Source organism: Ensifer sp. 38_S197 (assembly GCF_056924495.1).
Genome location: NZ_JBXOVZ010000001.1, coordinates 989,280 through 1,016,214, shown reverse-complemented (window position 1 = coordinate 1,016,214; position 26,935 = coordinate 989,280). Strand labels below are relative to the sequence as shown.

The following is a 26,935-nucleotide window of genomic DNA, read 5'->3' as shown; positions in this document are numbered from 1 at the left end:
CCGCTCGGGCGATCCTTGCAACCGATTTGGCCCGGTGCTATCGCTTTAGAATTGCTTCATGAAAGCTTCTGTCAGAGGGCAGTCCGGATGGCATCGAACGAGCATTCGCCTGTCGGCGACGGTCGGGGTTTCACCACGGGTTTACGGCTCGATGTGATTGCAGGTCTTACGGCCGCTGCCGTGGTTCTGCCGAAGGCGATGGCCTATGCCACGGTCGCCGGTCTGCCTGTCAGTGTCGGTCTCTACACCGCCTTCGTGCCGATGATCGTCTACGCGCTTCTCGGCACCTCCCGGGTCCTGAGCGTCTCGTCGACGACCACCCTTGCGATCCTCGCCGGAACGCAGCTCGGCCTTGCCGTCCCGGATGGCGATCCCGGCAAGCTGATAACGGCAACCGCGACGCTGACGGCGATGACCGGCGGCCTTCTTATCCTCGCTTCGGTTCTCCGCTTCGGCTTCGTCGCCAATTTCATCTCCTCGCCGGTCCTGATCGGCTTCAAGGCCGGCATCGGCCTGGTCATCGTGCTCGATCAGGTGCCGAAGCTGCTTGGCCTTCACATCACCAAGGAAGGCTTCTTCCGGGATATCCTCAGCATCGCCGGCCACCTGCCTGAAACCTCGACGCTCACCTTGGCGATCGCGGCTGCGGCCCTAGTGGCGCTTCTGGCGATGGAACGGCTCTGGCCGCATTCGCCGGCGCCGCTTCTGGCGGTGGCGGCGGGCATTGCGCTTTCCTGGTTTGCCGGTCTCCAGGCGCTCGGCGTCTCCATCGTCGGCTTCATTCCGCAGTCGCTGCCCTCGATCACCCTGCCTAGCCTCGGTCTTGCCCGAGAACTGCTGCCCGGTGCTCTGGGGATTGCGCTGATGAGCTTCACCGAGACCATCGCCGCCGGGCGTGCATTTGCCGCTCCCTCCGACCCGCCGATCAGGGCGAACCGCGAGTTGCTGGCGACGGGCGCCGCAAATCTCGCCGGTGCCTTGTTCGGCGCGATGAGCGCCGGTGGCGGCACATCGCAAACCGCCGTCGTGCGTGCCGTCGGCGGGCATTCGCAAGTGGCGTCACTGGTCACTGCTGCGGCCGCGGCGGCGACCATGCTCGTCCTGGCGCCTTTGCTCGGCCTGCTGCCGCAGGCCGTCCTCGCGGCGATCGTCATCGTTTACTCGGTTGGCCTCATCAAGCCGGCCGATTTCTGGTCGGTTCGCAAGGTCAGGCGGATGGAGTTTCAATGGGCGCTTGCGGCCTTCCTCGGCGTTTTGTTCTTCGGCACGCTCCAAGGCATCATCATCGCGATCATCCTGTCGTTCATCGGGCTGGCCCGCCAGGCTTCGGCACCGAAGGTGCATGTCGTCGGTCGCAAGCCTGGCACCGATCGGCTCCGGCCGCTGACACGGGATCATCCTGACGACGAGACATTTGAAGGCTTGCTGATTCTTCGGCCGGAGGGACGCCTGTTCTTTGCCAATGCCCAGCAGGTGGCAGACCAGGCGCAGATGCTGGTCGCCAAACACAGGCCCCGCGTTCTCGTGCTCGACATGAGCCGCGTCTTCGACATCGAGTATTCCGCGCTGCAGATGATGATGGAAGGCGAGCGTCGCATCAGCGAACACGGGGTCACCGTGTGGCTGGCCGAACTGAACCCGGACGTGCTCACCTATGTGCGGGCCTCCGGTTTTGCCGATCAGCTCGGCCCCGACCGCCTGTTCGTCAACACCCGCACCGCCCTCCAGCACTACCTGGCGAACGCCGCTTCGGCGGCGGCCTGACTCATTCCCCGATCAATTCCCCGGTCCCGCCGAAAGCGGGTGGGAAATCGCGATATTTGGGCAAGCCGTCCTTCATTGGCAGCACGGTCTCCTGATAGTTGACGTGGAGCGCGGGCTTGAATGGCAATGCCGGGATGACGGCAGCAAAGACGTCCGTCACGCCCCAGAGCGGATGCTCGGTCATGAGGTGCCCGCCGCAGACCTTGCACCATTTGCGCACGCTCGTCGGGGTCTTCTGATAGCCGACGAAATTATCCGCGCCCTTGACGATCCGGACCTTCTCCGGCGGCCAGAGCGTGAAGGCATTCACTGGCCCCGCCGACCACGTCCGGCACGAGCTGCAGTGACAAAAGCCCATGGCGGCCGGGTCGCCGCTCACTTCGATCTCGACTGCGCCACAGAAGCACTTTCCGTTGTAGCTACCGTTCCCTGCCATGACTCGTCTCCTCTCGGCTCGCGCCACCCGGAGTTTGGTCCTCGCGGATGACCGATGTGACCCACGCCTGAGCGTGTCACGCCTGAGTGTGAGGTCAACGCCTCCTTTCGAGCTAGTTTGAGTTGCCGGGAGTCCTGGCCGCGCCGCGAAGGGTGAAACGGTTTTCCGCGGGAATTGCGGAACGGCAGTCCGTTGGGCAAAGCCGCGCGTCCGGCTCTGGCGCAAGCTCACCGCACGAGGCCCGGCGGCAGCACGATGCGCGCTGACAGGCCGCCGGCTTGGCGATTGCGCAGTTCGAGTTCCGCGCCGGTGCGGTCCAGCGCCCGTTCGACGATGCTCAAGCCGAGGCCGCTGCCGATCGCCGTCTTGAAGCGTCCGCGGAAGAAGCGCTCGGTAACATGCGGCATCTCCTCGTCGGGGATGCCGGGTCCCATGTCTTCGATCGCGATGACGAGGTGGTCCACCTCCATCTCGCAGCTGCAGGAGACCGTTGCGCCCGGCGGCGAATGGTTGAGGGCGTTTTCCAGGAGGTTGCGTGCCGCCAGCCGGAAGAGGTCCGGATCCATGCCGATCCTGAGACCGAACAGCTGCGCGTCGATGGCGACGTCGACCCGGTAGGCTTGGCCGGCGAGCTCAGTCCGAAGGGCCGCCAGCATTTCACCGACATTGCAGCCGGCTGCTGGTTTGGCGCTCTCTGAGGCCTCGACCGAAGCGATGTCCAGCAATTGTCGCACCAGCTTTCCGGTGCGGTCGACCCCGGCGACGATCTGGCCGAGCGCCTTTTCGCGGATTTCGCCATCGTCGCTCGCGAGCGCGACCTGGGCTTGCGTCTTCAGGCCGGCCAGGGGCGTGCGTAACTCGTGCGCGGCAAAGGCGATGAAGTTCTGTTCGCGCGCGCGGGCGCCGGCGACACGGGCGAAGAGACCATTCAGGGATTTCAGAACCGGGCTGATTTCGCGGGTCGTGCCGAGGTCTTCGATCGCGTGCAGATCCGAGGCGTCGCGCGCTGCGAGATCGCCGGCGAGTTTCCTGAGCGGTGCCAACCCGCGCCCAACGCTGAGCCAGATCAAGACGGCGAGCAACGGGATGATCAGCAGGGCCGGCAGCAGCAATCCCTTGACCAGATCGTTGACCAGCCGGTCGCGGATACGCAGGTTGTCGCCGACGAGGACGCGCACGCCGAGGCTGGCGTTCTCAACCGCGAAGACCCGCCAGGTCTCGCCGTTGATGACGGTTTCCGAGAAGCCCATCGCGTGTGGCGCAAGGATCGTGTCGGGAGCGCTGTCGGATTTGCCGATCAGCGTGCCGTCCAGCGACCAGATTTGACAGGAGAGTTGGCGATCGTAGTGCGGATGCTCGAGCAGCGGGATCTTGGTCGCGCTTGGTGTCAGGCGGTTGGCGCCTGCGTCGCCTTCTTCCTTCAACATTTCGGGGCTGACGATCAGCGAATTCACCATGCGCGCGGCCTCCATCAGCCGTGCGTCGAGCACCCGCTCGACTTCGGCGCGGGTGCTGAGAAAGATCCAGACCGTGGCCGACAGCCAGAGAAGGCCCGTCGTGATCAGCAGAATGGCGAAGAGGCGCGTGCGCAACGATCGCATCAGCCGGCCCCGCCCAACCGATAGCCGATGCCCCTGACGGTTTCGATCAGACCGGGCCCGAGCTTGCTGCGCAAATGATGGATATGGACCTCGACGGCGTTGCTTTCGATTTCCTCCTGCCAGCCGTAGAGCCTGTCTTCCAACCTGGTCTTCGAGAAGATGACGCCGGGGTGTGCCATCAGCGTATGCAGGATGGAGTATTCGCGCCGGGAAAGCTGCACCGGCTTGCCCGCCTGTTCGACCGACTGTCGAGCGGGATCGAGCCGCAAGCTCGCCCATTCGAGCGCAGCCGTTGCGCGCCCCGTAGACCGCCGGGACAACGCCCGCAGCCGTGCTGCCACCTCGTCGAGGTCGAACGGTTTTCCCAGGTAGTCATCGGCCCCGGTGTCGAGGCCGGCCACCCGATCGCGAACTGTGTCACGGGCGGTCAGCAGCAGCACTGGAGTGTCATTCTGAGCTGAGCGCAAGTCCTTGAGGATATCCATGCCAGAGCCATCTGGCAGCATCAGGTCGAGCACGATCGCGTCGAAGCTGTTAGCGGCGAGCGCAGTTGCTGCCGCGTCGCAGGTGCCGACGGCATCGGTGGTGAAGCCGGCCAGCACCAGGCCCACCTTCAAGCCGTCTCTGAGGATATCGTCGTCTTCGACGATCAGGATTCGCATTGCTGTTCCTCACATTTTTGAGAGCCGAACTCTCAAGGCGCTCCCTTAAGGCAGCCTTAAGGTAGGACTCCCCTGTGAATCGGCATTGCAACAACCGAGTCGTTGAATGCCCGATATGACCGAATCAAACGAGCCCTCTTCATCCACCGTCGATCACAAGACCGGCATCACGCTCACCCGCCGCAGCCTTTTCGTCGGCGCGGCCTCTCTGTTTGTCACCGGCTGTGCGACTGCACGCACGACGCCTGTGGTAATCCCGACAGCGGCACCGGTACGGGCAACGCCGGGATCGGCCGTGCCGCCGATGTACTCTGCGATGCCGGACGAAGAGTTCCCGATCCCCGAAGTCAAGGTCGCCGAGGTCGATCCGAAGTTCTGGCGGCAGGAGGTGGACTATCCGTCCGATGAGCGGCCCGGCACGCTGATCGTCGATACGCCGGCGAAGTATCTCTATCACGTGCTGCCTCGCCGACGGGCGATGCGCTACGGCATCGGCGTCGGCCGTGAAGGGTTCGCCTGGTCGGGGCGCGCGGTCGTCGCCTACAAGCGCAAATGGCCGCGCTGGACACCGCCCGACGAGATGGTGGCGCGCCAGCCGAAGCTCGCTCCCTACAGCATCGCCAATGGCGGCATGCCCCCGGGCCTGAAGAACCCGCTGGGTGCGCGTGCCCTCTACATCCACAAGGACGGCAAGGATACGCTCTACCGCATCCACGGTACCCCCGAGGCGCATTCGATCGGCAAGGCGGTTTCGTCCGGCTGCATTCGCCTGCTCAATCAGGACGTCGTCTATCTCTACGACCAGGTGCGGGACGGCAGCACCATCGTCGTCATTCCAGATCCGACAAAGGGTGACCTGGCGATCGGATAGAACGGGCAACCGTGGCGGCGCGGGAATTCTGCAACACTCCGAATGCGAGTGCCTTCCGTGGGTGGCGATCCACGCCAAAGAATGATTTTCACCACATTTCGGTCACGGTTCGGCCCAAGAGCCTGGGGCCTCTCCTCGGAAAAATTTCCAACTGAAATCCCAACCTGGAATAGAATAAAGTGTCGATGAATTTGTCCCGCCGGTCGCTGCTCGCGGTGATCGCCAGCTCCGTCTTGAGCGCCTGTACGCAGATCCCGAAACCCGAACCGAAGCCGAAGCTGATTGAACCGATCGCCGGAAACGGCAATCCGCCTGGCGAGGGAGCGGGCGCAGCGGTCGAACCGACGAAGACCTTCGATTATGCAAAGGCCTATGCACCGATAAAGGACGAGAGCTACGACGTTCCCGGCATCCAGTACGGTGAGATCAAGCCGGAATTTCTGCGCCAGGAGGTGGCTTACGTGACCAGCGAGCCGCCCTATTCCATCGTCGTCGATACCCAGAAGATGTTCTTGTACTGGGTGCTGCCGGGCGGTCGCGCGATCCGCTACGGCGTCGGTCTCGGCGCCGCGGGCCGCGCCTGGAAGGGGCGCGCCGTCGTCCACTGGAAGCGGAAATGGCCGCGCTGGACCGTGCCTGACGACATGATCGCGCGCCAACCGCATCTCAAGAAATACGGCATCGAAGCCGGCGGTATGGATCCGGGCCTCGACAATCCGCTCGGCGCCCGCGCCATGTACATCTTCCAGAACGGTCAGGACACACTCTACCGCATTCATGGCTCGCCGCAGTGGCGCTCGATCGGCAAGAACGCGTCCGCCGGATGCGTACGCATGCTGCAGCAGGACGCGATCGATCTCTATGATCGGGTGAGGGGCAAGACGCCGCTTCTCGTTCTGTAAGGCGGCGTTACGGCCTGGTGTAACGCTTGAACCGGACGGGGCGCCTTACAGGGGCTGCGGAGGCGGCAGTCCGTCCGGGCCCATCTGCATGTAGTCCGACGGCTCAGGCAACGGCTGCTGGTCTGGAAGTGGCTGTGACTCCGGCATCGGCTGCGATTGTACCATGCCGCCGCCGGTCAGGTCGGTGACGACGATCGGCGTGCCGTTCGGCACGCGATTGTAAAGGTCAACCACGTCCTGGTTGATCATGCGCACGCAACCCGACGACACGGACTTGCCGATGGTCCACCATTCCGGCGAGCCATGGATGCGGTAGAGCGTGTCTTCTCCGTTCTGGAAGATGTACATGGCGCGGGCACCGAGCGGGTTCTTCAGGCCGGGATCCATGCCGCCCGCCTCGATGCTGAACTGCTGCAACTCGGGCTGGCGGGCCACCATTTCGTTCGGCGGCTTCCAGCGTGGCCATTCGCGCTTGTACTGGATGACGCCGCGGCCGGCCCAGGCAAAGCCGGCGCGCCCGAGGCCGACGCCGTAGCGCATCGCCTGGCCGTTCTCGTAGACCCGGTAGAGAAAGTGGCTGCCGACGTCGACGACCAGCGTGCCCGGCTTTTCGCCGGTCGGATCGGCAACCATCTGGCGATAAAAGCGGGGATCGATCTTCTCGTAGGGAATGGCCGGCAGCGGATAAAGTTCGTTCGGCTTCTCGCCGTACATGTCCGCAAGGAAGGCGTTCGCCTCGGGGACGGGCTCCGGCGCATAGGAGCGCGTCACCGTCGGTCGGGTCGAAGCGCAACCCGCTAGACCGGCAGCCGCGATCCCCGCGGAGAGTTGCAGGAAGGTGCGGCGGCGGATCTCTCTTTCAGGCATGGAACCCTCGATGGTCCTGTGTTCGCTTCTGGCGATGCAACCGACCTTTCAAGTCAATTGTCCGTCGCCAGCCGACGAACGATTACAGGCCGGCGTAGGGATCCGCCAGCGCCGCTTCGGGTCGGCTGATAGGATACTTAGTTCCCGAGATCTTCGCGGCCAGCTTTTCCGCACCGTTTTTCTCAAGAAGCGCCCGGAAGCTTGGATGCATGCCACCGTCGACATAGGCGTTGAGCGGGGCCGGCGTCTCGCTTGCCATCAGGCTCGCGAGCTTCGCGTCTTCCGATTGCAGCTTCGCAACGAGCCCGGAGTCAGGTGTCGATACCGCGGGCCGGCAGGCGGCGAGCGGATCGGAAGGCTCGCCGTCGGCGAACTCGGTGTTGAAGACATAGCGGCGACCACAGGCGGATACCTTCGGCTGGCGCTTCGTCGTCTCGAAGATGTCGTAGCCCTGCTTGATGTTCTTCCAGAAATCGAAATTCGGATCGCCGCGGTGTTTGGCCATGTTTTCAGCCGTCATGCGGAAGGGATAGGCCTGCACCTGGAAGGTGCCCTGGCCACCGGCAAGGGCACGCTGGACCACAGAGTAAATCTCGCCGACGCCCTGATCTGTCAGGGCGTAGCAGCCTGACGACGAGCAGGCGCCGTGCACCATCAGCGCTTCACCGCTATAGCCGAGCGCCGACTCCAGCCGGTTCGGGTAGCCGAGATTGAAGGACAGGAAGTACTGCGACTTCGGATTCAGCATGCCGGCGGAGACATGGTAAAAACCTTCCGGCGCCTGGCGGTCGCCGATCTTCGTCTTCGGCCCGAGTTTTCCAGACCAGCGGCACATGGGGTAGGTCTTCAGAAGCGCATATTGCCCCTGCTTGTTCTGTTTCCAGACCTCCAGTTCGCTTTCCTGCTTGAAGATGCGAACCAGTACCGGGCTCTCCGGCTTGCTGCCGTTCTTCGCCATGGCGGCAATGAGCTTGGCGGGGATCGGCGGCGGTTCTCGCACGTCGTCTGCATCGAGCGCCGTGCAGCCTGACAGTACAAGCGCCATTGCTCCGATCGCCAGCGCATACCGCATGCGGTGCAGTTGCGCGAAAAACTTGGCCGTCTGAGGTGTTTCGGAAGAAAGGCTCTTTGTTGTCTCGCGCCGCATGCGGGCTCCTGGAAATACTCTCGCCGCAAGCGTCTTTCCGGCGGTACGGGTGCCGGTCATTCGCAAAACAACGCGTGTCGGCTCGGCTTCAACGTCAGCGATTAAGCGGTGGCAGCTCTGGCCGCAAGCCTTTGCCGCAGGGGTCCGCGATCAACAAAACTTGAACGCGCGCCGCCTTAGCTGCCCGCTGATTGGGTCGATGTTGAGACAAGATGGTGAATTTTTTCTCAACGCCGACGGCCGGATTGCGGTGGCGCGTCAGTCCCGCGGTTCGCTGCCGGGGGCGTAGACGGTCTTCTGTTTGAAGGCGAAGACGTTGCCGCAGCGGCAACGGACCATGTGCTTGGCGGGATCGGGAGAGGTGCGTTCGGTCGAAAAGCCTTTCGGCATGACATCGATGAGAAAGCCGCGATTGCCGCTCTTGGCATTGTCGTTCTCAGACGCTTCGGCGAAGCCGGAGGCTCCGCATTTCGCGCATTCCAGCTTTCTCGAATAACGATCCCGCGATGCCATCTTCAATAACACTCGATAGCGCCGCCTTCGCATAAGGAGCGGCGGCGCGCTGGGTTTGCCTGGAACTCCGACTATAGGAGGCGGCGCGCCGTTTCAAGTTTGCTGCACGGCCATCACGATGGATTGCGTTTCTTCGCGAGCGGTAGTGCCTGGCTCGCTTCAGCGATATCCAGTGGCATCGGCCGGCCTGTTGGCCTCCATCACCTCGCGCATGTAGCGCCAGCAATCGGGCTGCGAGCCGTCGAGATCGGTGAAGCCGTAAACCTGAGCCAGCCCGCCACTCGAAAGCGACTGGCCGTTCCAGCGGGCCTTCTCCGGATCTGCCGCGAGGGCCGCGACGGCGCGGCCGACGAAGCGTGGTGTTTCGGAAATGACGAAGTGCGGCTGCACCTTCGCCCCATCCAGCCAGTTTTCTTCGGTTGCCTGAAAATGCTCCAGCATCATCTCCGAGCGCATCCAGCCAGGCGTGATCGAAACCGACGTCGCGCCATGCGGTGCCAAGTCCTTGGCGTGCGCCCAGGCCATGCGGTTGGCCGAAACCTTGGCAAGATCGTAGAAGGGCGACAATCGATAGTTCTCGGCATTGTACTCGGCGGTGCCGTCGGTCACCTCGACCAGCAGGCCGCCCGGCCTTTCGATCATCAGCGGCAGGGCGTAGTGGGCGGTGATCAGGTGGGTGTCGACGCCGAGGCGCAGCAGCTTCAGGCCATTTTCCAGATTGTGCTCCCAGACCGGCTTGTTCCATTCGAACAGCAATTCACCGCCCCAGACATCGTTGACCAGGATGTCCAGCCGTCCCTGTTCCTCGCGGATGCGATCGATGAGTGCTTTTACCTGGGCTGGCTGCAAATGATCGACCTGAACGGAAATCCCCTTGCCGCCGAGACCGGTTACGATCTCAGCCGTCTCTTCAATCGTCTCGGGCCGTCCGTAGTCGGATTGTTGCTGCCGCGTGGTTCGCCCTGTCACGTAGACGGTGGCACCGGCGGCGCCGAGTTCGGCGGCGATGCCCCGCCCGCCGCCTCGCGTCGCGCCGGCGACGAGCGCGATTTTTCCTTCGAGAGACATGTTTTCCTCCGTTGGGCCGGTTGCCGTCTGGCGTTTTCTTTCGACTGTGATATATAAATGATTGTTCGGTTATAAATGAGAGTCAAGATGCCCCGCCCGAAAACGATGCCCGACGAGGAGGTGCTGGCCACTGCATTCGCGTTGATGCGGGCCGAAGGTCCGGATGGACTGACCTTTGCCGCGCTCGCTGCCAGGACAGGGCTCTCCGGTGCCACGCTGGTGCAGCGTTTCGAAAACAAGGCGCGATTGATCCAGAGTGCGCTGACGCAAGCCTGGGACGGTCTCGATCGGCAGACGGCGGAACTGGCGGCGACCGTCCGTCGCACACCGGAGGGCGCCATTACGCTGCTCGTCGGCCTTTCCGGCGACTATGGCGCCATCGAATCCTATGCCGACGATCTCCGGATTCTTCGCGAAGACCTACGCGATCCGAAGCTCCGCGCGCGGGGCGCCAAATGGCGCGACGTACTTTCGGGTGTGCTTGACGAGTGTCTGTCGGGATTGCCCGCAGCGGCTCCAGGACTAGGTTTGCTGATGGCGGCGCAATGGCAGGGGGCGCTGCTCTGGTGGAGCTTCGATCCGCAAGTACCGGTCACGGAATTCGTCGAACAAAGCCTGCGGCGCTTCGTGGGGGCCTTTGCAAGGCAGCCGGCGGCCTGAAGTCGGCATCACGGCCCGGCGGTCACCCGGATTTCAAATCACCGTGAAATGGCGGCGCGGCGGATGACGCAGGGGCCGGGCGGTCTTAGATGCTGATCCATGATCAGATTCGCCATCGCCGTCTTCGCCCGAACACTCTTGGCCCCGACGTTCGTCTTCTGGACGTTCTTCATCCTGCCGGCTGCCGCCGAGGTGCAGGCGCCGGTTTCGGCTCTCCTCAAGGAATTGGCATCGCGCACAGAACTCGAACCGCTGAAGACCGTGATCGTCGGCCGCGACGGCGAAATCCTGGCGGAACGCGGCTATCGCGGCAACCGGGTGACGGACGCGACGAACATCAAATCGGCGTCGAAATCGATCATCTCGGCGCTTGTCGGCATCGCCATCGATAAGGGGCTGCAGGCCGGGCTTGGGCGTCTTTCAGGACCGAACTACGGCCGTTGGGTCGCCAGCCGCAACTGGGTGCGCACGGCGCTCGCGCAGCCATTCGATGATGATCCGGGCGGCCAGATGCTCTATTCGACCGCCTCGACACATCTTCTTTCCGCGATCCTGACGAAAGTGAGCGGCAAGTCGACCCTCACCCTGGCGCGCGACTGGCTCGGGCCGCTCGAAGGCTTCCGCATCGGAGCCTGGGATCGCGACCCGCAGGGGATCTATCTCGGCGGCAACCAGATGGCGATGAGTGCCCGCTCGCTTCTTGCCTTCGGCGAACTCTACCGAAATGGCGGCCGCACGGCGTCAGGCGCGCAGCTCGTGTCTCCGGCATGGATCGAAGCGTCCTGGCAGCATCGCACCAATTCGCGGTTTTCCGGAGACTCCTACGGCTATGGTTGGTTTGAGCGCCGAATTGCCGGTGAAGACGTGCATTTCGCCTGGGGTTATGGCGGCCAGATGCTCTACATCGTGCCGAGCCTCGATCTGACCGTCGTCATGACATCGGCCGAGAGCGGGCCTTCGGCCCGTAATGGCTACCGCGATGCGCTGCATCTGGTGCTCGGCGAAATCATCACGACGGTGAAGGGCGATCCAGAAACGGATGGCTGAGAACCTGGGCGGACTGTATCGATATATCGCCTGATCGCAATTTTGCTGTCTCCGAGGATGGTGATATTGCTGGGCCAATGGTCGCAAATGCCGCGATCAGCCGTTGGCGAGCCGCCATGATCATTGAGCGACCAAGCGGCGTGATGCCGAGATTTGAAAGGTAGGACCGTGTTTGCCTCGAAAACTATCGAAACCGCCGACAAGTCCGAATTCTATCGTGAACTCGCCGGCCAGCTCGGTGGCCTGCTGCACGACGAGCGCGACTTCATCGCCAATGCCGCCAATCTCTCGGCGCTTGTTTTCGATCTCGTGCCGAATCTGAACTGGGCTGGCTTTTATTTTCTGCGCTCGAACGACGAGCTCGTGCTCGGGCCGTTCCAGGGGAAGGTCGCCTGCGTACGGATACCCGTTGGTAAAGGCGTCTGCGGCGCCGCCGCCGCGCAACGGCGGACGATGCTGGTCCCGGACGTCCATGCCTTTGCCGGGCATATTGCTTGCGATGCCGCGTCACGCTCGGAGCTCGTCGTGCCGCTGGTCAAGGACGGGAAGGTGCTTGGCGTGCTCGATCTCGACAGCCCGAGTCCTGGCCGGTTTGATGCCGAAGATCAGGTCGGGTTCGAGGCGCTCGCAGCCATCTATGTCGCGGCGAGCGATTTCGCTTAATCAGGCCGGTAGCGCCGTGACGGCCGCGGCCTGCTCGGGCATCAGTCGCCAAAGCCTTCGATGACGATCTTGCCCTTGGCAGCCCCTGTTTCGATGCGCCGATGCGCTTCGCGCAGATTTGCGGCATTGATCGGCGACAGGACCTCGGCAAGCGTCGTCTTCAGCCGGCCTGCATCGATCTCGTCGGCGACGAAGGACAAGAGACGGTGTTGCTCGATCATGTCGGGCGTCTGATGCATCGGCCGGGCGAACATGAACTCCCAGTGGAGGCTGGCCGCCTTGGTCTTCATGCCGGCCATCGGCATCGGCACATCGGTATTGTCGATCGAGACGATGCCGCCTTGAGGGCGGATCAGTTCGACGGCGGCGTCCCAGTGGCGCATGTCGTTGAAAATGGCGATGTGGTCGACATGGTTGAAACCAAGCGCACGGACCTGTTCGACCATCGGCTCGCGATGGCTGACGACATGGTCGGCGCCAAGCTCTTTCACCCAGGCGATGGTTTCCGGCCGCGACGCCGTGGCGACAACGGTGAGGCCCGCGCGTTTGGCAAGCTGGATGCCGATCGAGCCGACGCCACCGGCACCGCCGACGATCAGGATCGACTGGCCGCGGTCGGCACCGTCCCGGTCGATCCCCAGGCGATCAAAGAAGGCTTCGTAAGCGGTGATCGTCGTCAGCGGAAGGGCGGCCGCTTCGGCAAAGGAGAGGCTCTTCGGCTTGCGTCCGACGATGCGCTCGTCGACGAGGTGGTATTGCTGGTTGGTGCCGGGCCGCGTCAGGTCGCCAGCGTAGTAGACCTCGTCACCGGGCTTGAACAGCGTCACGGCGGGCCCGACCGCCTCGACCACGCCGCTCGCATCCCAGCCAAGGACGCGCGGCGTCTCCTCGATCTTGTCCTTCGGCGCGCGCATCTTGACGTCAACCGGATTGACGGCGACGGCGCTGACAGCGACCAGGATATCGCGCCCCGCGGGCACCGGCTTCGGCAGGGTGACGTCGAGGAAGCTCTCCGGGTTGGAAACCGGAAGATAACGGGTGAGGGCGACGGCTTTCATGGTGTGCTCCTTATGGGTAAACGGTCTGCTGTTGCGAATTCTCTCGGCCGTCACGGCTGGCGCCGATGATCCAACCAGAATAGGCGCCGCGCATGCTGCGAGCAAAGCCTTCGGGCGGCCTCAGTCAACTGATGAGCGCGCCGCCTTCGATGTCGATCACTGATCCGGTGACGAAGGGATTATCGATGGCGAAGAGATAGCCGCTGGCGATATCTTCGGGCTGCCCGAAGCGGCCGGTGGGCAAGGTTGCGGCGGCGCGGTCGAACATTGCGTCGCGCGCCTCGCCGGTCATGCCGGCATAGGCTTCCGTCTGCGTCAGCCCGGGGCTGACGACGTTGACGCGCAGCGGTGCAAGTTCCTTGGCCAGCACCTTCGCCGTGGCTTCGAGGGCGGCATTCATCGCCGTCTTGACGAAGGTGCCGGGTACTGTCCGACGGGCGAGGAACCCGGAGGTGAAGGTGATGGTGCCGCCGGCAGGCATGTAGCGGGCCGCTTCGCGGGCGAGCACGACCGAACCCCAGAACTTGACGTCGAAGGTAGCCTTGGCGGTGCCCAGATCGATATCGCTGATCTTGCCGCCCGGAGCGGCGGAACCGGCCGTGACGATCAAGTGGTCGATCGGACCGAGCTTGCGGAAGTATGCGGTAACCGCTGTGCTGTCGGCAATGTCGAGGCCGGTGGCGCGGCTGGCGATCTCGACCCGGCCGGGGCGCTGCATCAGCGCCCTGGCGACGGCGGCGCCGATGCCGCTGGTGCCACCGATGACGACGGAGACGGTGTTGTTATTGAATGTCATGGTCATTCTCCACGGGAATGGGTTCGCAAAAGACGGCTTCGAGCAGCGGACCACCGGGCGCGCGCAGGAAAAGTCGGCGTTCGCCGATTTCGGCGAGATCCATCGTCGAATAGGGGATCGCAAGCCGGTCTAGCCGGGCGCGAAAGGTGGCATAACCTTCGAGCCGGAAGCCGACGTGATCGATCGCTTCGGCCGCACGGTCATAACCGTTGCCGTAGCTGCCGATGATATGAACGATCGGCCTACCCTCGGCGTAGAGCCAGAAGCCGGGGATGCGCCGGATGGCCGACGGACGCTCGCCGATGGTGAGATCGAAGACCGTTTCGAAGAACGCGCGCGTTGCGTCGATGTCGCCTGTGCGGATTGTGACGTGGTCGAGCTGCATCTCGCGCCTCCTTTTCGATTGGGAATTTAGCTATTGCGACGCATCCGGATAATTGGCTTAGTTCCAAAATTATATTTCGGAGAAAGCGAAAGATGCTGCTCGACAACCTCGCCCTGTTTCTCCTGATCGTCGAAAAGGGTGGGCTTTCCGCCGCCGGGCGCGAGAAGGGATTGTCGCCGGCCTCCGTTTCCGAGCGGTTGGCCGCACTCGAAGCGCACTATGGCGCAGCCCTGCTGAAGCGAACGACGCGGGCGATCAGCCTGACGGAAGAGGGGCGCCTTCTGGTGGACGGTGCCCGCCGCCTGCTGGCGGAGGCCGGAGAACTGGAGGCCGGCATCCGATCGGGAACCCGTACCATCTCCGGACCGATCCGCCTGAGTGCGCCCGAGGATATGGGTCGGCGCTACATCGTGCCGATCCTCGATCGCTTTCTTGCCGAACACCCTGATGTGACCGTGGATCTCAACCTCACCGATGGCTACGTCGATCTCGTCGGACAGGGCATGGACTTCGCCATCCGCCACGGTGTTCTGGCCGATAGCACGCTTCGGTCGCGCATCCTCGGCGAGAACCGCCGCGCCGTCTGTGCGGCGCCTGCCTATCTTGAAGCCATGGGCAGGCCGCAACATCCGGACGATCTCTCCCGTCACGACTGCATCGTCATGCGCTTCGGTGCCAATCTCGATCGTGAATGGGCCTTTCAGGTCGATGGCAAGCCACACAAGATCATGGTGCGCGGCAGACGCGTTGCCAATGACGGCGGGTTGGTAGCCGAATGGTGCCGTGCCGGCCACGGCATCGCGCTGAAATCCGTCTGGGATATTGCGGAGGACCTGGCCTCTGGCGCGCTCGTCGAGTTGCTTGCGGACTTCGCGTCCGGAGAAACAGGACTGCAGATCGTCTATCCGCCGGCAAGCGTGCAGCCGCGGCGTGTGCGGCTGTTGATCGATCGCATCGCCTCGGAACTGACTTCCATGGCGAACGTGCTGGCGAGCACGCGACGCACCTGACATCGGCGGTCGCACTCATGCCATCGTCGGCTGCCGTGGCCTCCGTGCAACAGTTCTTTTCCAATATAGGGCTTCACCGGCCCCGTTGCGGTTTCGTTCTTCGTGCCGCAGGTCCGCTCATGGTTGCCGCTGTCACACCAGCGTTCCGAAGCTCCGCCAAGCGTGCTATTCCGCGCTCGATGAACACGGTCCGGGCGATTTGACGTTGAGTGGAGCGAGACATTGATACGAAAACTCGGCGCATAGAACCTATTGTCCGAGGATTTGTATCGCCTTTCACAGACTTGAGAGAGCCCTTAGTTTGCGCGGGCGGTGACCATGAAGCAAAAATTCAGCACTTCTCGACGATGGGCTAAGGCGCTTCGTCATCGATGAGACGATGGTGTTTTGCGCAGAGCAACATGAGATAGAGTGTCCTTCGCGCGTACACCATGAACACATGGCTATCCGGACACCGCGGTGGCGATATCGTTCCGCTTCGGCTCCGTCCCTCCGAGACGGCCGAAACCCAGGCGGAAAACCGATTCCGGTTATTGCTGGATCGGCCTAGGCCGAACCGCGCAGCATGATCTCGGCGCTCAAGAGAATGCGCTCGTTCTCGGGGAAGGCACCGCCGTCGTCGGAGGTTTCCCCGAGCTTGAACAGAAGCAGTTCGATGGCCAGCCGGCCGATCTCGTTGTAGTTCTGGGCGACCGTCGTCAGCGGCGGACAGGTGTAGCGCGAGAGCGGATGGTCGTCGTGGCCGGCGACGCGCAGGTCGGAATCTGCATCGCGCCCGACCTTGAGGCCCGACTGGAAGGCGGCGGCGATGACGCCGAAGGCGACGCGGTCGTTGGCACAAAGCACCGTCTGCGTCGGAAAACCACCGGCACCGAGGATGCGCAGCGTTTCATCAAAGCCGAATTTCTCGAAGTCCCAGGAGGCGTTCGGCGTGGTCTCGACCAGCGCCGGCTCCATCTTCAACTGCTGCATTGCCTCGAGATAGGCGTCGCGCCGGGCGATTGCATTGTTGTTGACCGGCGGCATGCCGAGGTAGCAGGGCGGGCTGCCGGAGCGGCAGAGATAATCGACCATCAGCCGGAAGCTCTGACGGTTGTCGGTACCAACGAAGGAGGAACTGTCGTCGAGGGGCGAGTCCACATAGATCAGTGGAATGCTCTCGCCGAGCGCCGTCAGCGTCTTATGATGCGATTGCACGCCGAGCGGCGCGATGATGGCCCCGGCGACGTTCATCGACTTGAAGGTCTCGATCGCCCGCTCTTCCATCTCCGGCCGGCCGTCGGAGGACAGCACGAAGGCAAGAAAACCCGCCTGGTTGGCAATGTGCTCGATCCGGCGCGTCAGGGCCATGTAGAACGGGTCGGTCGAGTTCGGTACGATGACGCCGAGGATATTGGTGCGGCGGCGGTTGAGATTGACCGCGAAGATGTTGGGGCGAAAGCCCGACTGCTTGATCGCCGCCTCGATAGCATCGCGGGTCTTCTTCCGAACAGAGCCCGGATCATTGAAGTATTTGGAGACCGTGGGGCGCGACAAGCCGACGAACTCCGAAAAATCCTCCATCGTCTTGATCTGTCTGTCCACGGCCGCAATACCCCATATTGTTTTGATTTCATTTATAGGTTCATTTCGAGGGGATAGGCAGTACCGGCTCAGAAATATTCACCGAACATACGGCCTGGCGCTATTAGCGGCAGGCCATGAAGTAATCCTCGAGAACCCTGTCGACGGCAGCAATCGCCAGCGGCTTTGCTTTGGCAGCGACTTTGCCATCGCGTACGCTCTCGTAGCTGCCCGGGAGATACTGGCTGATCAGTGTCTCGGGGATCGCCACGCCATCGAGGAGCGCGAGCAGTTCTTCGACGGCCGCGGCCACCTTCGGGTGCGGCCAGTAATAACGGATGCGGTCACTATAGGAGAAATGCCGTTGCAGCCGCTGGGCTTCAGGCGAACCGTAGTAATACTTGCCCCAGTTCGCCGGCTCTTCGCGCATCACGCTCTCAGTCACCGCAGCCAGCGTCTGCTTGCGCGCTTGCGGAAAGAGGAAGGCGGCGATCTGGTCGAGGCCGTAGAGGGCTTCGCGCAGTGCAAAGGTGAGGCCGGGGCCGACCTTGAGAATGGCAAAGCCGTCGGCGACCAGATCTCTCAATGCTTCCGGCGTCTGGTAGTCGGTCGAATGGGCCTCGAAGACGATACCGTCGAGCTGTTTCAGGCTGGCGCTGAGCCTTGCTGCCTTCTGCCTGTCATAGGCGATGACGTTCTCGTTGCCGAACTCGACGCCCGGCTGGACGACTGCGCCGACGACACGCCTGAAGGCGTCGGCAGCGCCAGCCTGTTCGAAGGCATCGCGATGAACGGCTACGGTCTCGATCGCTGCTTCCGGTGCGGTGACTTCCAGCGTGTCCAGCTCTTCCAGCGCGCCGCCCGGAACCGGCACCTCCGTGCCGATAATGTAGACAGGGGCAATGCCGTCCTCACCGCGGATGGCGGCTTCGGCCGCCGCCGCGAGCCGCGCGGCACGCTCCGCCGTGATAGCGTCGGGCAGGGCCACGGGCTCGCCGGCGCAGCCCATGCTGGTGTCGAGATGCAGCTTGGTGAAGCCGGCCTTGGCATAGGCTTCGATCATCATCTCTGCCTTGGCCATCGCCTCGTCCGCCGGCAGATGTTTCCACGGGTTCGGGCCCAGATGGTCGCCGCCGAGAATAATCTTGTCTTTGGGAAAAGAGACGCGATCGGCGATGCCGGCGACGAAACGGGTGAAATCGGCGGGCGTCATGCCGGTGTAGCCGCCATCCTGGTTGACCTGGTTGCAGGTCGCCTCGATCAGCAGGGCGGCATCTTCCTTGAGCGCGCGAAGCATGGCGGCTTCGATCACCAGCGGATGGGCGGAGCAGACCGAGGGAATGCCGCGCGGGCCGGGACGTTCGGACCAGCGGGCAATGTCGATCAGAAGGTTCTGCTGCATGGCGGTCAGCCCTTTCGTGTATTGATGAAGGTTTCGAGATTGGCTCGCGTCGAGGCGCCTTCCATCGGGCCGGAGATCATGACGGCACGGGCGCCCGAGGCATTGGCGAACTCCAGTGCTTCAGCGGGTTTCGCGCCGTTCAGCCAGAAGGTGACGAAGGTCGCGCCGAAGCAGTCGCCCGCACCCGTGGGGTCGATTTCGTCGACCGGAAAGCCCGGATGCGACAGCGTCGTGTCACGGTCGAAGTAGCTGGCGCCTTCCGCGCCACGCTTGACGACGACGACCTTGATGCCGGTGGCGAGCAGTTCGGCAACGGCCTCGGCTTCTGTCTTTGCCTGCGTGAAGAGGAAGAGCTCTTGCCCACTCGGCAGGAACACGTCGGTCTTCGCGAGCACCGTCTGCAGCGCCTCGCGCATGCCGGGGCTGTCGAGAATTTCGGGGCGAAGGTTCGGGTCGAAGGAGACCGTGCCGCCGGCTGACTTGATGATCTCGATCGCCGCGGTAATGCTTTCCACCACGCTCGGGGCGTAGAGCGACGAACCCATCACGTGCAGGTGGCTGCAGGTTCTGACCAGCGCGCGTGCCGCGTCGTCGAGTTGGATCGTGCCGCAGGCGCTGTGGCGAATGTTGAAGACGAAGGCGCGACTTCCGTCAGCGCGATAGCGCACGAAGGCGCTGCCGGTGGTGCCGAACGGATCGACGGATATCCCCGAGGTATCGACGCCGTCGGCTTTCAGCCGGTCGAGGTTGACGTGGCCGAAGTCGTCTTCGCCAACCCGCGAAACGATTGCGGCGGCCTGGCCGAGCTTGCCGACCTGGTCGATGAAGATTGCAGGCGCACCCGAGGGGTAGGGGCCGATCAAAGGGGTGGCCTGGCGAAAGCCGTCGCCCCTTTCGGTGGCGATGATCTCCACGAGAATTTCGCCGATCGTCAGTATCTTATGCATGGGTGTGTCACTCGTTGGATCACGATGATTAGGTCAGGGCGGGATGCGGGCGGAAAACCGCACACGCTTTTCCTCATCCCGCTCTTAAGGGATCAGCGTTTTGCCTGCTTGGCGCGCACGTCGAGCCAAACGGCGATCAGGATCACCAGGCCCTTGACGATGAGCTGGTAGAAGTACGGGACCGACAGCATGTTCATGCCGTTGTTCATGACGCCGATGATGAGCGCGCCGATCAGCGTACCGACCATGGTGCCGACACCGCCGGCGAGCGAGGTGCCGCCGAGCACGGCGGCCGCGATCGCGTCAAGTTCGTAGCTCATGCCGGCATTGGTCTGGGCCGAGAACAGGCGGGAGGACAAGAGCACGCCGCTGATCGCCGCCATCACGCCGGAGATCATGAAGATGGTGATCTTCAGCCTGTCGACCTTGATGCCGGAATAGACGGCCGCTTCGCGGTTGCCGCCGGTCAGATAGGCTCGACGGCCAAAGCTCGTCTTGCTCAAGAGGATATGATTGACGAGGAAGAGGACGGCGACGACCCAGATGATGACTGGCAGGCCGAAGAAGCTTTCCGTGCCGATCGCCGTCCAGGTCGGATTTTCGATCATCGCCGGGACGCCGTTGGTCGGTAGGCTGACCATGCCACGGTAGATGCCCATGGTCGCGACGGTGACGATGAAGGACGGGAGCAGCAGCTTCGCCGTCAGCACGCCGTTCAGCATACCCATCAGCGCGCCGGCGAGAAGCGTGAGCACGATCGCCGGCGCGAAGCCGAGGCCGAAGGCAAAACACTGCGCGCCGACCATACCGGCAACTGCGATGATCGAGCCAACCGAAAGGTCGATTTCGCCAAGCAGGATCACCCAGGTCATGCCGAAGGCGGCGATCGCCACCACGGCCACCTGCTGCAGGATGTTCATGAAGTTGACGACCGACATGAAGCGCGGGTTGAGAAAAGAGAAGACGACGCAGAGCATCACCAGCGAGAGCAGGATGCCGCCGTATTGTTTCAACGCCCGCAGGAGGGCAGCCTGGGCTTCGGATTGCTGTGTCATGATTTAAATCCTGTTGCGTGCGCCATGATCGTTTCCGGGTTGAGGTCGGCGCCGGAAAGGGTTGCGCCAATGACACCCTCATGCATGACGACGACGCGGTCGCTCATTCCCAGAACTTCCGGCAGCTCGGAGGAGATCAGCAGGATCGCCGTTCCCTCGGCCGCCAGCTGGCGGATGATCTTGTAGATTTCGAACTTGGCGCCGACGTCGACGCCGCGGGTCGGCTCGTCGAGGATCAGCACCTTGGGCCGGGTGAGCAGCCACTTGGCGAGCACGATCTTCTGCTGATTGCCGCCGCTGAGCGACCCCGACGGCGTGTCGAGCGAATGCGTCTTGATCGCGAGCCTTCCGACTTCCTGGACGGCTGCTGCGCGTTCGGCGCGGCTGCGGGTGAAGCCGAGCGGCCCGGTGAATTCGCCGAGTGCTGCCATCGAGATGTTCCAGCCGACGCTGTGGCCAAGAACGAGGCCCTCTTCCTTGCGGTTCTCGGTGACGAAGCCGATGCCGCGCGCGATCGCCTCGGCCGGCGAGCGAAAGCGAACTGTCTCGCCATCGAAGCGGACGGTGCCGCTGGCGGTCTTCATGCCGAAGAGAGCGTTCATCACCTCCGATCGGCCGGAGCCGACCAGCCCGAAGAAGCCGAGGATCTCGCCAGGGCGGACGTTGAAGGAGATGTTTTCGAAATCGCCGTCGCGGGTAAGATCTTCGACCGAGAGAACCGGAGCCGCGTCCGCCTTGCGTTCGTGTGCCGCTGGCGGATAGATCTCGTCCATGCGGCGGCCGACCATCAGCGCGATCAGCGCCTCGATGGTGACACTGTCGCGGTCGTGGGTCGACACATACTCGCCATCGCGGATGACGGTAATGTCGTCGCTGAGCCGCATGATCTCTTCCATGCGGTGCGAGATGTAGATGACGGCGACGCCACGCTGCTTGAGCCGGGCGATGATGGCGAACAGGATTTCGGCTTCGCTGTCGCTGAGCGACGAAGTCGGTTCGTCGAGGATGACCACCTTGGCGTCGTGGCTCAGGCCCTTGGCGATTTCGACCAGCTGGCGCTGGGCGATCGAGAGATTGCCGACCTTCTCGCTGACATCGATCGGCAGGCCGAGATCGGCGACGATCGCGCGGGCCCTGGCGACCAGCGCCTTGTCGTTGATGAAGCCGAAGCGACGCGGCTCACGGGTGGCGAGAATGTTCTCGGCCACCGTCAGGTTGCTGCAGAGGCTCAACTCCTGGAAGACGATGGCAAGGCCGAGGGCGGCGGCATCCTGTGGATTGCGCGGCCGGTAGGGGCGGCCGTCGAGAGCGATCTCTCCCGAGGTCGCCTCGTGTACCCCCGCAAGGATTTTCATCAACGTCGATTTGCCGGCACCGTTTTCGCCCAGCAGAGTGTGCACCCGACCGCGCCGGACGCGAAGGCGCATGCCCTTCAGCGCCGCGACCTGGCCGAAGGATTTCGTGACGTTGTCGATTTCGAGAATGATATCCGTGGTCGAACCATGCATGGCGGCCTCCTTCGGGTCAGCCGAGGGGGAGCGCCTTCGACCATAGGCCGGAAGCGTGCACCCCAATGGGGTGCCGCCGCCTTCAGATCAGAGCAGGATGCGGGCGGAAAACCGCACACATTTTTGCTCATTCGCGCGAAGGCGGCGGCGGTCCTGGGAGGACTTACTTGGCGGTGTAGACGCCGGGCACGATCGGCTGTTCGGCCGGAACCGTCTCGCCGGCGGCAACCTTGACGGCGGTGTCGACCGCCTGCTTGCCCATCTGGTCCGGGAACTGCTGGATGACACCGACCATAACCGGGTTGGTGTCGACGGCGTCACGGGCTTCCTTCATCCCGTCGAAGCCGATGACCTTGACCTGGGATTCGAGACCCGCGGCCTTGACGGCAACGGCGGCGGCAAGTGCCGCATCGTCGCCAAAGCCGAAGATGCCGGTGATATCCGGATTGGCCTGCAGCATATTCTGGGCGGCTGCCAGCGCTTCGGCGCGAGTGATGCCGGTCTGGATCGCGACGATCTCCATATCGGGATGCTTGGCGATCGCTTCCTTGAAGCCATTGACGCGGTTTACGACCGACTGGACCGTCGGGTAGTCGATCACCGCGATCTTGCCCTTGTTGTCGAGGACCTTGGCCATGAGTTCGCCGGCCTTGACGCCGCCGGTAAAGTTGTCGGTGCCGATATGCGAGGTGACGGTCGTGCCGTTGGCCGGAACGTCGACGGTGATCACCTTGATGCCGGCCTTTTCAGCTTTCTCGATCGCGGCGCGCACGCCCTGGCTGTCGACCGGCGAGATGACGATGACGTCGACGCCCTTGACGATGAAATCCTCGACGTCGGCGAGCTGCTTGTTGAGGTCCTGGTTGGCGATCGAGACTTCGAGCGCAACGTTCTTGGCCTTGGCTTCGGCTTTCATCGCGTCGGCGAGCTCGATGTAGAACGGATGCTGTTGGGTCAAGAGCGAAGCGCCGATGCCATCGGCGAAGGCCGCGGAGGCGAAGAGAGACAGCGCCGTGCCGGCGACGAGCGATTTCAGAATGCGGGACATGTTCATGGTTTCCTCCCTGGAAACGGCGCGGGCCTTCGGTGTCTCGATCCAAGCTGGCGAGGCCCTCCCACCGCCGTCTTGGTAGCGGTGTAAAAGCCACAAAACTTTTCGCGCGTCAACTTTTAAAAATACACGAACAAAAAATAAAAGGGATAGCGAGGAAATTTGTTACGCTTTCTGCGATTCTTCGCCAGCCTGCGAGGCCGTCGGAAGAGCTCCCTCCAGCTTCGTTGCGCGGATGACTTGCCTTTGCCCAACCTAGCGCCAGATAGCGTGGGAGACGGTGACGGAGACGAGACCATGAATGAGACCAGCAAGACGGCGTTGGTCCGAATCCTCGGGCGGGTGCAAGGCGTTAGCTTCAGGGTTTGGGCGCGTGACGAGGCGCAGAAGCTCGGTCTCGTCGGGTGGGTCCGTAACGAAGCCGATGGCTCGGTCGCCGCTCTGATCAGCGGTCCGGACGAGGCGGTTACCCGCATGCTCGAGCGTCTGCATGAAGGACCGCCGGCAGCATGGGTCTCGAAGGTCGTGACCGAATTCGTCGAGGCGCCGGAGGGCGTCAGCGGTTTTCGCATCACCAGATAGGATCAGCGTCCGCGCAAGCGTCTGTCACTTATGTGCAGGACAGGGAAGTGCTCGCATCGGACCGTCGGTCAGCAAGATCGATCAGATCAGAGACGAGCTAGAACCGGTGCTGGAGCAGTCGGCGCAGCAGGAACGGACCGTTGGCGTCGTCCATGAGCTGGCGACTGCCGAAGAGCGCGGCCTGATCCGGCGGCGACCATCCGCTCGCCAATCAATGTTGAGCTTCGAGACTGCCCTTTTTCTGCCCGCGGCCATAGGCGCGCAGGAAGGTTCGGACCGCCTTGCGGGCGCTATCTTCGAGTTCCGTGTCGCTTGGGGCTTCGCCGAAAAGCCCGCCCATCTGCAGGTCTGCCTTTATCAGCGCGATGAATTGCCGCGCCGCGAGGTCGAAGTCATCGATTTCGAGCGGTGCCAAGTGGGCGAGCCGCGCAAAGAGTGCCGCAAGCGCCCGATCCGTCTTGCCCGGGCCCTGTTCCCGCCAGAACTGGAAGAGATGCGGATAGCGGTTGCCTTCCGTCGCGATCAGCTTCTGGATGAACTTGGCGTCCTGGTTGCAGATGCAGTTCTTGTTGAGACGCACCGCGAAAGCGGCAAGGTCTTCTTCGAGATTGTCGGCCCGTTCCGGAAAGGTCGCCAGGATCGAAAAGAGGACGCCATTGGTGCGATCCATTATGTCCTGGATCACTGCCATGAACAGCGTCTCTTTTTCGCGATAGTGGTTGTAGACCGTCTGCCGCGACACGCCGGCTTCGGCGGCTATCTCGTCGATGCTGGCACCGGAAAAGCCCTCGCGGCAGAAAACGTCCGCAGCCGCCTCCAGGATCGAGACGCGCTTCGCGAGCTGTCCCTTGTGCACGTGGGCGTCGGTCGAGGCGAGGTCATGTTTTTTCATCGACTGAAGATAGAGCCCATTGACGATTTAGACAATGGTGTCTAATTTTACACAACTGTCCAAATTATTGGACTAAGTAGTCAGCGCAGGATGCGTTTCCCAAACGTCCGATCCTGGCACGACCGTCATCTTTCGAGTTTCAATCCAGGTGGCAGCGATGCCGGCCTCGTGCCGGTGCGTTGCCACGATTTCTGAAAGATCATTGCCATGACAGCGTCCTTCCTTCGCACGGCCATCGTTCTCGGTTTGATTTCGGCGATCGGTCCCTTCGCAATCGACATGTATCTGCCTGCCTTGCCGTCGATCGGCAAAGACCTGGCAGCGGAGAACGGCGTGGTGCAGCTCAGCCTGCTCTCGTTCTTCATTTCCTTTGCGGTCTCGCAGCTCATCTATGGGCCTCTTTCCGATATCTGGGGCCGCAAGGCGCCTCTCTACCTCGGCATGGGCCTCTTCACCGTCGCCAGCATCGGCTGCGCGCTTGCAAGCGATATCGAAACGCTGATCGTCTTCCGCTTCCTGCAAGGGATCGGCGGCGCCGCCGGCATGGTCATTCCGCGTGCGGTCGTCCGTGACATGCACACGGGCGTGCAAGCCGCGCGGCTGATGTCGTTGCTGATGCTGGTCTTCAGCATTTCGCCGATCCTGGCGCCGCTCGCCGGCAGCGCCGTGATCCAGTTTTACGGCTGGCGCGGTGTCTTCTATGCCGTGATGATCGCCGCCTTCATCGGCCTGATCCTCCTGTCGACACAATTGCAGGAGACTCGCCCGAAAAAGGACCGAGCCGACAGCAGCGTGGCAAGTGCGCTTGCCGCCTACCGCCTGCTGCTTTCCGACCGCAACTTCCTGACGCTCACCTTCATCGGCGGGCTCGGGATCTCCGGTTTCCTCGTCTATCTCGCCAACTCGCCCTTCGTGCTGATCGACCACTACGGGTTGACGCCAACGCAATACAGCATCGCCTTCTCGATGAATGCCGTATCGTTCTTCTCGGTGTCGCAGGCGACCGGCTGGCTCGGCGAGCGCTTCGGCCTGGTGCGGGTGATGCGCCTCGCCGTCGGCGCCTTTGCGCTCACCATGGTTACGATGTTCGTCGTCATGAGCCTCGGCTTCAACCAACTGCCTGTCATGGCTGCCTTCCTGTTCGTCGGCTATGGCGTGCTCGGCCTGGTGATCCCGACCTCGGCGGTGCTGGCGCTGGAAGACCACGGCGAGATCGCCGGAACGGCCTCAGCGCTGATGGGCACGCTGCACTTCGTCACCGCCGCCCTAGCGATGGTCATTGCCAGCCTCTTCTTCGATGGAACTGCGCTGCCGATGGCCGGCGCCATCGCCGCCTGCGCGCTCGCCGCCTTCCTGCTGACGCAGGCAACGATCGGCCGCAGCCGCGTGGTTGCGGCGGAATAACCGCACTTCGTTGATATGCAGAGCCACCCGAAGACAGCATGTCCTCGGGTGGCTCTTCGTGTGTCAGCCGGTGTCCCTGGACGCGCGCTCAGAAATCCCAGTCCTCGTCTTCGGTCGCCACCGCCTTGCCGATGACATAGGAGGAGCCGGAGCCTGAGAAGAAGTCGTGGTTCTCGTCGGCATTCGGCGACAGCGCCGAGAGAATGGCGGGGTTCACCTTGCAGGCCTCGGCCGGGAACAATGCCTCGTAGCCGAGGTTCATCAGCGCCTTGTTGGCGTTGTAGTGCAGGAACTTCTTCACATCCTCGGTAAGGCCGACGCCGTCATAAAGCGCCTCGGTGTACTTCGCCTCGTTGTCGTAGAGTTCAAGAAGCAGGCCGAAGGCGAAGTCCTTGATCTCCTGCCGGCGTTCGTCGCTCAGCCGCTCCAGGCCGCGCTGGAACTTGTAGCCGATGTAATAGCCGTGCACGGCTTCGTCGCGGATGATCAGCCGGATCATGTCGGCGGTATTGGTAAGCTTGGCCCGGCTCGACCAGTACATCGGCAGATAGAAGCCGGAATAGAACAGGAAGCTTTCGAGGAAGACGCTCGCGGCCTTCTTTTTCAGTGGATCGCCCGAGGCGTACTCTGCCATGATCAGCGCCGACTTCCTCTGCAAAAACTCGTTCTCCTCCGACCAGCGATAGGCATCGTCGACATCGGGGGTAAGGCAGAGCGTGGAAAAGATCGAGGAGTAGGAGCGGGCGTGCACCGCCTCCATGAAGGAGATGTTGGAAAGCACTGCTTCTTCGTGCGGGGTGACGGCATCCTCCATCAACCGGACTGCGCCAATGCCGTTCTGGATCGTATCGAGCAGCGTGAGGCCGGTGAAGACGCGGATGGTGAGTTTCTGCTCCTCCGGCTTCAGCGTCGCCCAGGAGAGGATGTCATTGGAGAGTGGCACCTTCTCCGGCAGCCAGAAATTGCCGGTGAGTCGGGTCCAGACTTCCAGGTCCTTGTCGTCCTCGATGCGGTTCCAGTTGATCGCGCGGATGCGGCTTGCGGGTTTGGTGTGCATGTTCATGTCGTTGTCCTCTGGAGT

27 protein-coding genes are annotated in these 26,935 nt (G+C 62.8%); 9 read left to right on the top strand and 18 right to left on the bottom strand.

The genetic code is table 11. The annotated features are described in order from the left end of the window. Window positions 1–87 precede the first annotated feature (87 nt). Entirely contained in the window at window positions 88–1,764 is a 1,677-nt protein-coding gene (locus AC1Z3V_RS04580) for a SulP family inorganic anion transporter (RefSeq protein WP_483497496.1), read from the top strand. Between the two features lies 1 nt (window position 1,765). Here the strand turns inward: AC1Z3V_RS04580 and AC1Z3V_RS04575 are convergent, their stop codons facing one another. The 3 genes from AC1Z3V_RS04575 to AC1Z3V_RS04565 form a co-directional block, all read right to left on the bottom strand. Continuing rightward, window positions 1,766–2,200, bottom strand: a complete 435-nt coding sequence (locus tag AC1Z3V_RS04575; RefSeq protein ID WP_429814063.1) for a GFA family protein — start codon at window positions 2,198–2,200, stop codon at window positions 1,766–1,768. Window positions 2,201–2,427: 227 nt separating this feature from the next. Then, the gene (locus AC1Z3V_RS04570) at window positions 2,428–3,801 is read right to left on the bottom strand and encodes an ATP-binding protein (protein ID WP_483497495.1); all 1,374 of its coding nucleotides are present in this window, start codon (window positions 3,799–3,801) and stop codon (window positions 2,428–2,430) included. Continuing rightward, window positions 3,801–4,463: a response regulator gene (locus AC1Z3V_RS04565; protein WP_483497493.1), complete on the bottom strand. Its 663-nt coding sequence runs from the start codon at window positions 4,461–4,463 to the stop codon at window positions 3,801–3,803. The genes AC1Z3V_RS04570 and AC1Z3V_RS04565 overlap by 1 nt, the downstream gene beginning before the upstream one ends. Before the next feature lie 115 nt (window positions 4,464–4,578). Between AC1Z3V_RS04565 and AC1Z3V_RS04560 the strand changes: the two genes are divergently transcribed. Then, entirely contained in the window at window positions 4,579–5,334 is a 756-nt protein-coding gene (locus tag AC1Z3V_RS04560; RefSeq protein ID WP_483497492.1) for a L,D-transpeptidase, read from the top strand. A gap of 185 nt (window positions 5,335–5,519) precedes the next feature. Continuing rightward, window positions 5,520–6,236, top strand: a complete 717-nt coding sequence (locus tag AC1Z3V_RS04555; protein WP_483497491.1) for a L,D-transpeptidase — start codon at window positions 5,520–5,522, stop codon at window positions 6,234–6,236. A 45-nt stretch (window positions 6,237–6,281) separates the two neighbouring features. Here AC1Z3V_RS04555 and AC1Z3V_RS04550 read toward each other — a convergent pair whose 3' ends face one another. From AC1Z3V_RS04550 to AC1Z3V_RS04535, 4 genes are all read right to left on the bottom strand, one after another. Further along, window positions 6,282–7,103, bottom strand: a complete 822-nt coding sequence (locus AC1Z3V_RS04550) for a L,D-transpeptidase (protein WP_483497489.1) — start codon at window positions 7,101–7,103, stop codon at window positions 6,282–6,284. Between the two features lie 82 nt (window positions 7,104–7,185). Then, window positions 7,186–8,175, bottom strand: coding sequence for a hypothetical protein (locus AC1Z3V_RS04545; protein ID WP_483499552.1), 990 nt, complete (start codon window positions 8,173–8,175; stop codon window positions 7,186–7,188). 333 nt (window positions 8,176–8,508) lie between these two features. Next, window positions 8,509–8,763, bottom strand: coding sequence for a hypothetical protein (locus tag AC1Z3V_RS04540; protein ID WP_429814048.1), 255 nt, complete (start codon window positions 8,761–8,763; stop codon window positions 8,509–8,511). Window positions 8,764–8,922: 159 nt separating this feature from the next. Then, the gene (locus tag AC1Z3V_RS04535; protein ID WP_429814046.1) at window positions 8,923–9,831 is read right to left on the bottom strand and encodes an SDR family oxidoreductase; all 909 of its coding nucleotides are present in this window, start codon (window positions 9,829–9,831) and stop codon (window positions 8,923–8,925) included. Window positions 9,832–9,918: 87 nt separating this feature from the next. Between AC1Z3V_RS04535 and AC1Z3V_RS04530 the strand changes: the two genes are divergently transcribed. From AC1Z3V_RS04530 to AC1Z3V_RS04520, 3 genes are all read left to right on the top strand, one after another. Next, window positions 9,919–10,491 (top strand): TetR/AcrR family transcriptional regulator, encoded by a 573-nt coding sequence (locus AC1Z3V_RS04530; protein ID WP_483497487.1) that lies wholly within the window; start codon window positions 9,919–9,921, stop codon window positions 10,489–10,491. Window positions 10,492–10,590: 99 nt separating this feature from the next. Then, a complete protein-coding gene (locus tag AC1Z3V_RS04525; RefSeq protein WP_483497486.1) occupies window positions 10,591–11,538 on the top strand; it encodes a serine hydrolase domain-containing protein in 948 nt (315 codons plus the stop codon). Window positions 11,539–11,706: 168 nt separating this feature from the next. After that, window positions 11,707–12,201 carry a GAF domain-containing protein gene (locus AC1Z3V_RS04520; protein WP_483497485.1) on the top strand — a complete coding sequence of 165 codons (495 nt, stop codon included), beginning with the start codon at window positions 11,707–11,709 and terminating at the stop codon, window positions 12,199–12,201. A gap of 41 nt (window positions 12,202–12,242) precedes the next feature. Here AC1Z3V_RS04520 and AC1Z3V_RS04515 read toward each other — a convergent pair whose 3' ends face one another. The 3 genes from AC1Z3V_RS04515 to AC1Z3V_RS04505 all read right to left on the bottom strand — a co-directional run bounded on the left by AC1Z3V_RS04515 (window position 12,243) and on the right by AC1Z3V_RS04505 (window position 14,440). Beyond that, entirely contained in the window at window positions 12,243–13,259 is a 1,017-nt protein-coding gene (locus tag AC1Z3V_RS04515; protein ID WP_483497484.1) for a zinc-binding alcohol dehydrogenase family protein, read from the bottom strand. A gap of 124 nt (window positions 13,260–13,383) precedes the next feature. After that, window positions 13,384–14,055 carry an SDR family oxidoreductase gene (locus AC1Z3V_RS04510; RefSeq protein ID WP_483497482.1) on the bottom strand — a complete coding sequence of 224 codons (672 nt, stop codon included), beginning with the start codon at window positions 14,053–14,055 and terminating at the stop codon, window positions 13,384–13,386. Further along, on the bottom strand, window positions 14,042–14,440 hold the full coding sequence (locus tag AC1Z3V_RS04505; protein WP_483497480.1) for a VOC family protein: 399 nt from the start codon (window positions 14,438–14,440) through the stop codon (window positions 14,042–14,044). The genes AC1Z3V_RS04510 and AC1Z3V_RS04505 overlap by 14 nt, the downstream gene beginning before the upstream one ends. A 92-nt stretch (window positions 14,441–14,532) precedes the next feature. Here AC1Z3V_RS04505 and AC1Z3V_RS04500 point away from each other — a divergent pair, with 92 nt between their 5' ends. Next, the gene (locus AC1Z3V_RS04500) at window positions 14,533–15,450 is read left to right on the top strand and encodes a LysR family transcriptional regulator (protein WP_483497478.1); all 918 of its coding nucleotides are present in this window, start codon (window positions 14,533–14,535) and stop codon (window positions 15,448–15,450) included. 546 nt (window positions 15,451–15,996) lie between these two features. Here the strand turns inward: AC1Z3V_RS04500 and AC1Z3V_RS04495 are convergent. The 6 genes from AC1Z3V_RS04495 to AC1Z3V_RS04470 form a co-directional block, all read right to left on the bottom strand. Next, a complete protein-coding gene (locus tag AC1Z3V_RS04495) occupies window positions 15,997–17,013 on the bottom strand; it encodes a LacI family DNA-binding transcriptional regulator (RefSeq protein ID WP_429814459.1) in 1,017 nt (338 codons plus the stop codon). Window positions 17,014–17,137: 124 nt separating this feature from the next. Next, window positions 17,138–18,415 carry a D-tagatose-bisphosphate aldolase, class II, non-catalytic subunit gene (locus tag AC1Z3V_RS04490; RefSeq protein WP_483497477.1) on the bottom strand — a complete coding sequence of 426 codons (1,278 nt, stop codon included), beginning with the start codon at window positions 18,413–18,415 and terminating at the stop codon, window positions 17,138–17,140. Window positions 18,416–18,420: 5 nt separating this feature from the next. Continuing rightward, the gene (locus AC1Z3V_RS04485; RefSeq protein WP_483497475.1) at window positions 18,421–19,362 is read right to left on the bottom strand and encodes a tagatose kinase; all 942 of its coding nucleotides are present in this window, start codon (window positions 19,360–19,362) and stop codon (window positions 18,421–18,423) included. Window positions 19,363–19,454: 92 nt separating this feature from the next. Then, a complete protein-coding gene (locus AC1Z3V_RS04480) occupies window positions 19,455–20,417 on the bottom strand; it encodes an ABC transporter permease (protein ID WP_483497474.1) in 963 nt (320 codons plus the stop codon). Continuing rightward, window positions 20,414–21,925 carry a sugar ABC transporter ATP-binding protein gene (locus tag AC1Z3V_RS04475; RefSeq protein WP_483497472.1) on the bottom strand — a complete coding sequence of 504 codons (1,512 nt, stop codon included), beginning with the start codon at window positions 21,923–21,925 and terminating at the stop codon, window positions 20,414–20,416. The genes AC1Z3V_RS04480 and AC1Z3V_RS04475 overlap by 4 nt, the downstream gene beginning before the upstream one ends. 163 nt (window positions 21,926–22,088) lie before the next feature. Continuing rightward, window positions 22,089–22,979: a substrate-binding domain-containing protein gene (locus tag AC1Z3V_RS04470; RefSeq protein WP_429814005.1), complete on the bottom strand. Its 891-nt coding sequence runs from the start codon at window positions 22,977–22,979 to the stop codon at window positions 22,089–22,091. 294 nt (window positions 22,980–23,273) lie between these two features. On the opposite strand from AC1Z3V_RS04470, the gene AC1Z3V_RS04465 reads away from it, so the two are divergent. After that, window positions 23,274–23,558, top strand: coding sequence for an acylphosphatase (locus AC1Z3V_RS04465; RefSeq protein WP_483497470.1), 285 nt, complete (start codon window positions 23,274–23,276; stop codon window positions 23,556–23,558). A 211-nt stretch (window positions 23,559–23,769) separates the two neighbouring features. Here AC1Z3V_RS04465 and AC1Z3V_RS04460 read toward each other — a convergent pair whose 3' ends face one another. Further along, entirely contained in the window at window positions 23,770–24,450 is a 681-nt protein-coding gene (locus AC1Z3V_RS04460; protein ID WP_429813999.1) for a TetR/AcrR family transcriptional regulator C-terminal domain-containing protein, read from the bottom strand. 207 nt (window positions 24,451–24,657) lie between these two features. Here AC1Z3V_RS04460 and AC1Z3V_RS04455 point away from each other — a divergent pair, with 207 nt between their 5' ends. Continuing rightward, a complete protein-coding gene (locus AC1Z3V_RS04455) occupies window positions 24,658–25,854 on the top strand; it encodes a multidrug effflux MFS transporter (RefSeq protein WP_483497468.1) in 1,197 nt (398 codons plus the stop codon). Between the two features lie 88 nt (window positions 25,855–25,942). Here the strand turns inward: AC1Z3V_RS04455 and nrdF are convergent, their stop codons facing one another. Then, window positions 25,943–26,917, bottom strand: a complete 975-nt coding sequence (gene nrdF / locus AC1Z3V_RS04450; protein WP_483497466.1) for a class 1b ribonucleoside-diphosphate reductase subunit beta — start codon at window positions 26,915–26,917, stop codon at window positions 25,943–25,945. Window positions 26,918–26,935: the final 18 nt, after the last annotated feature.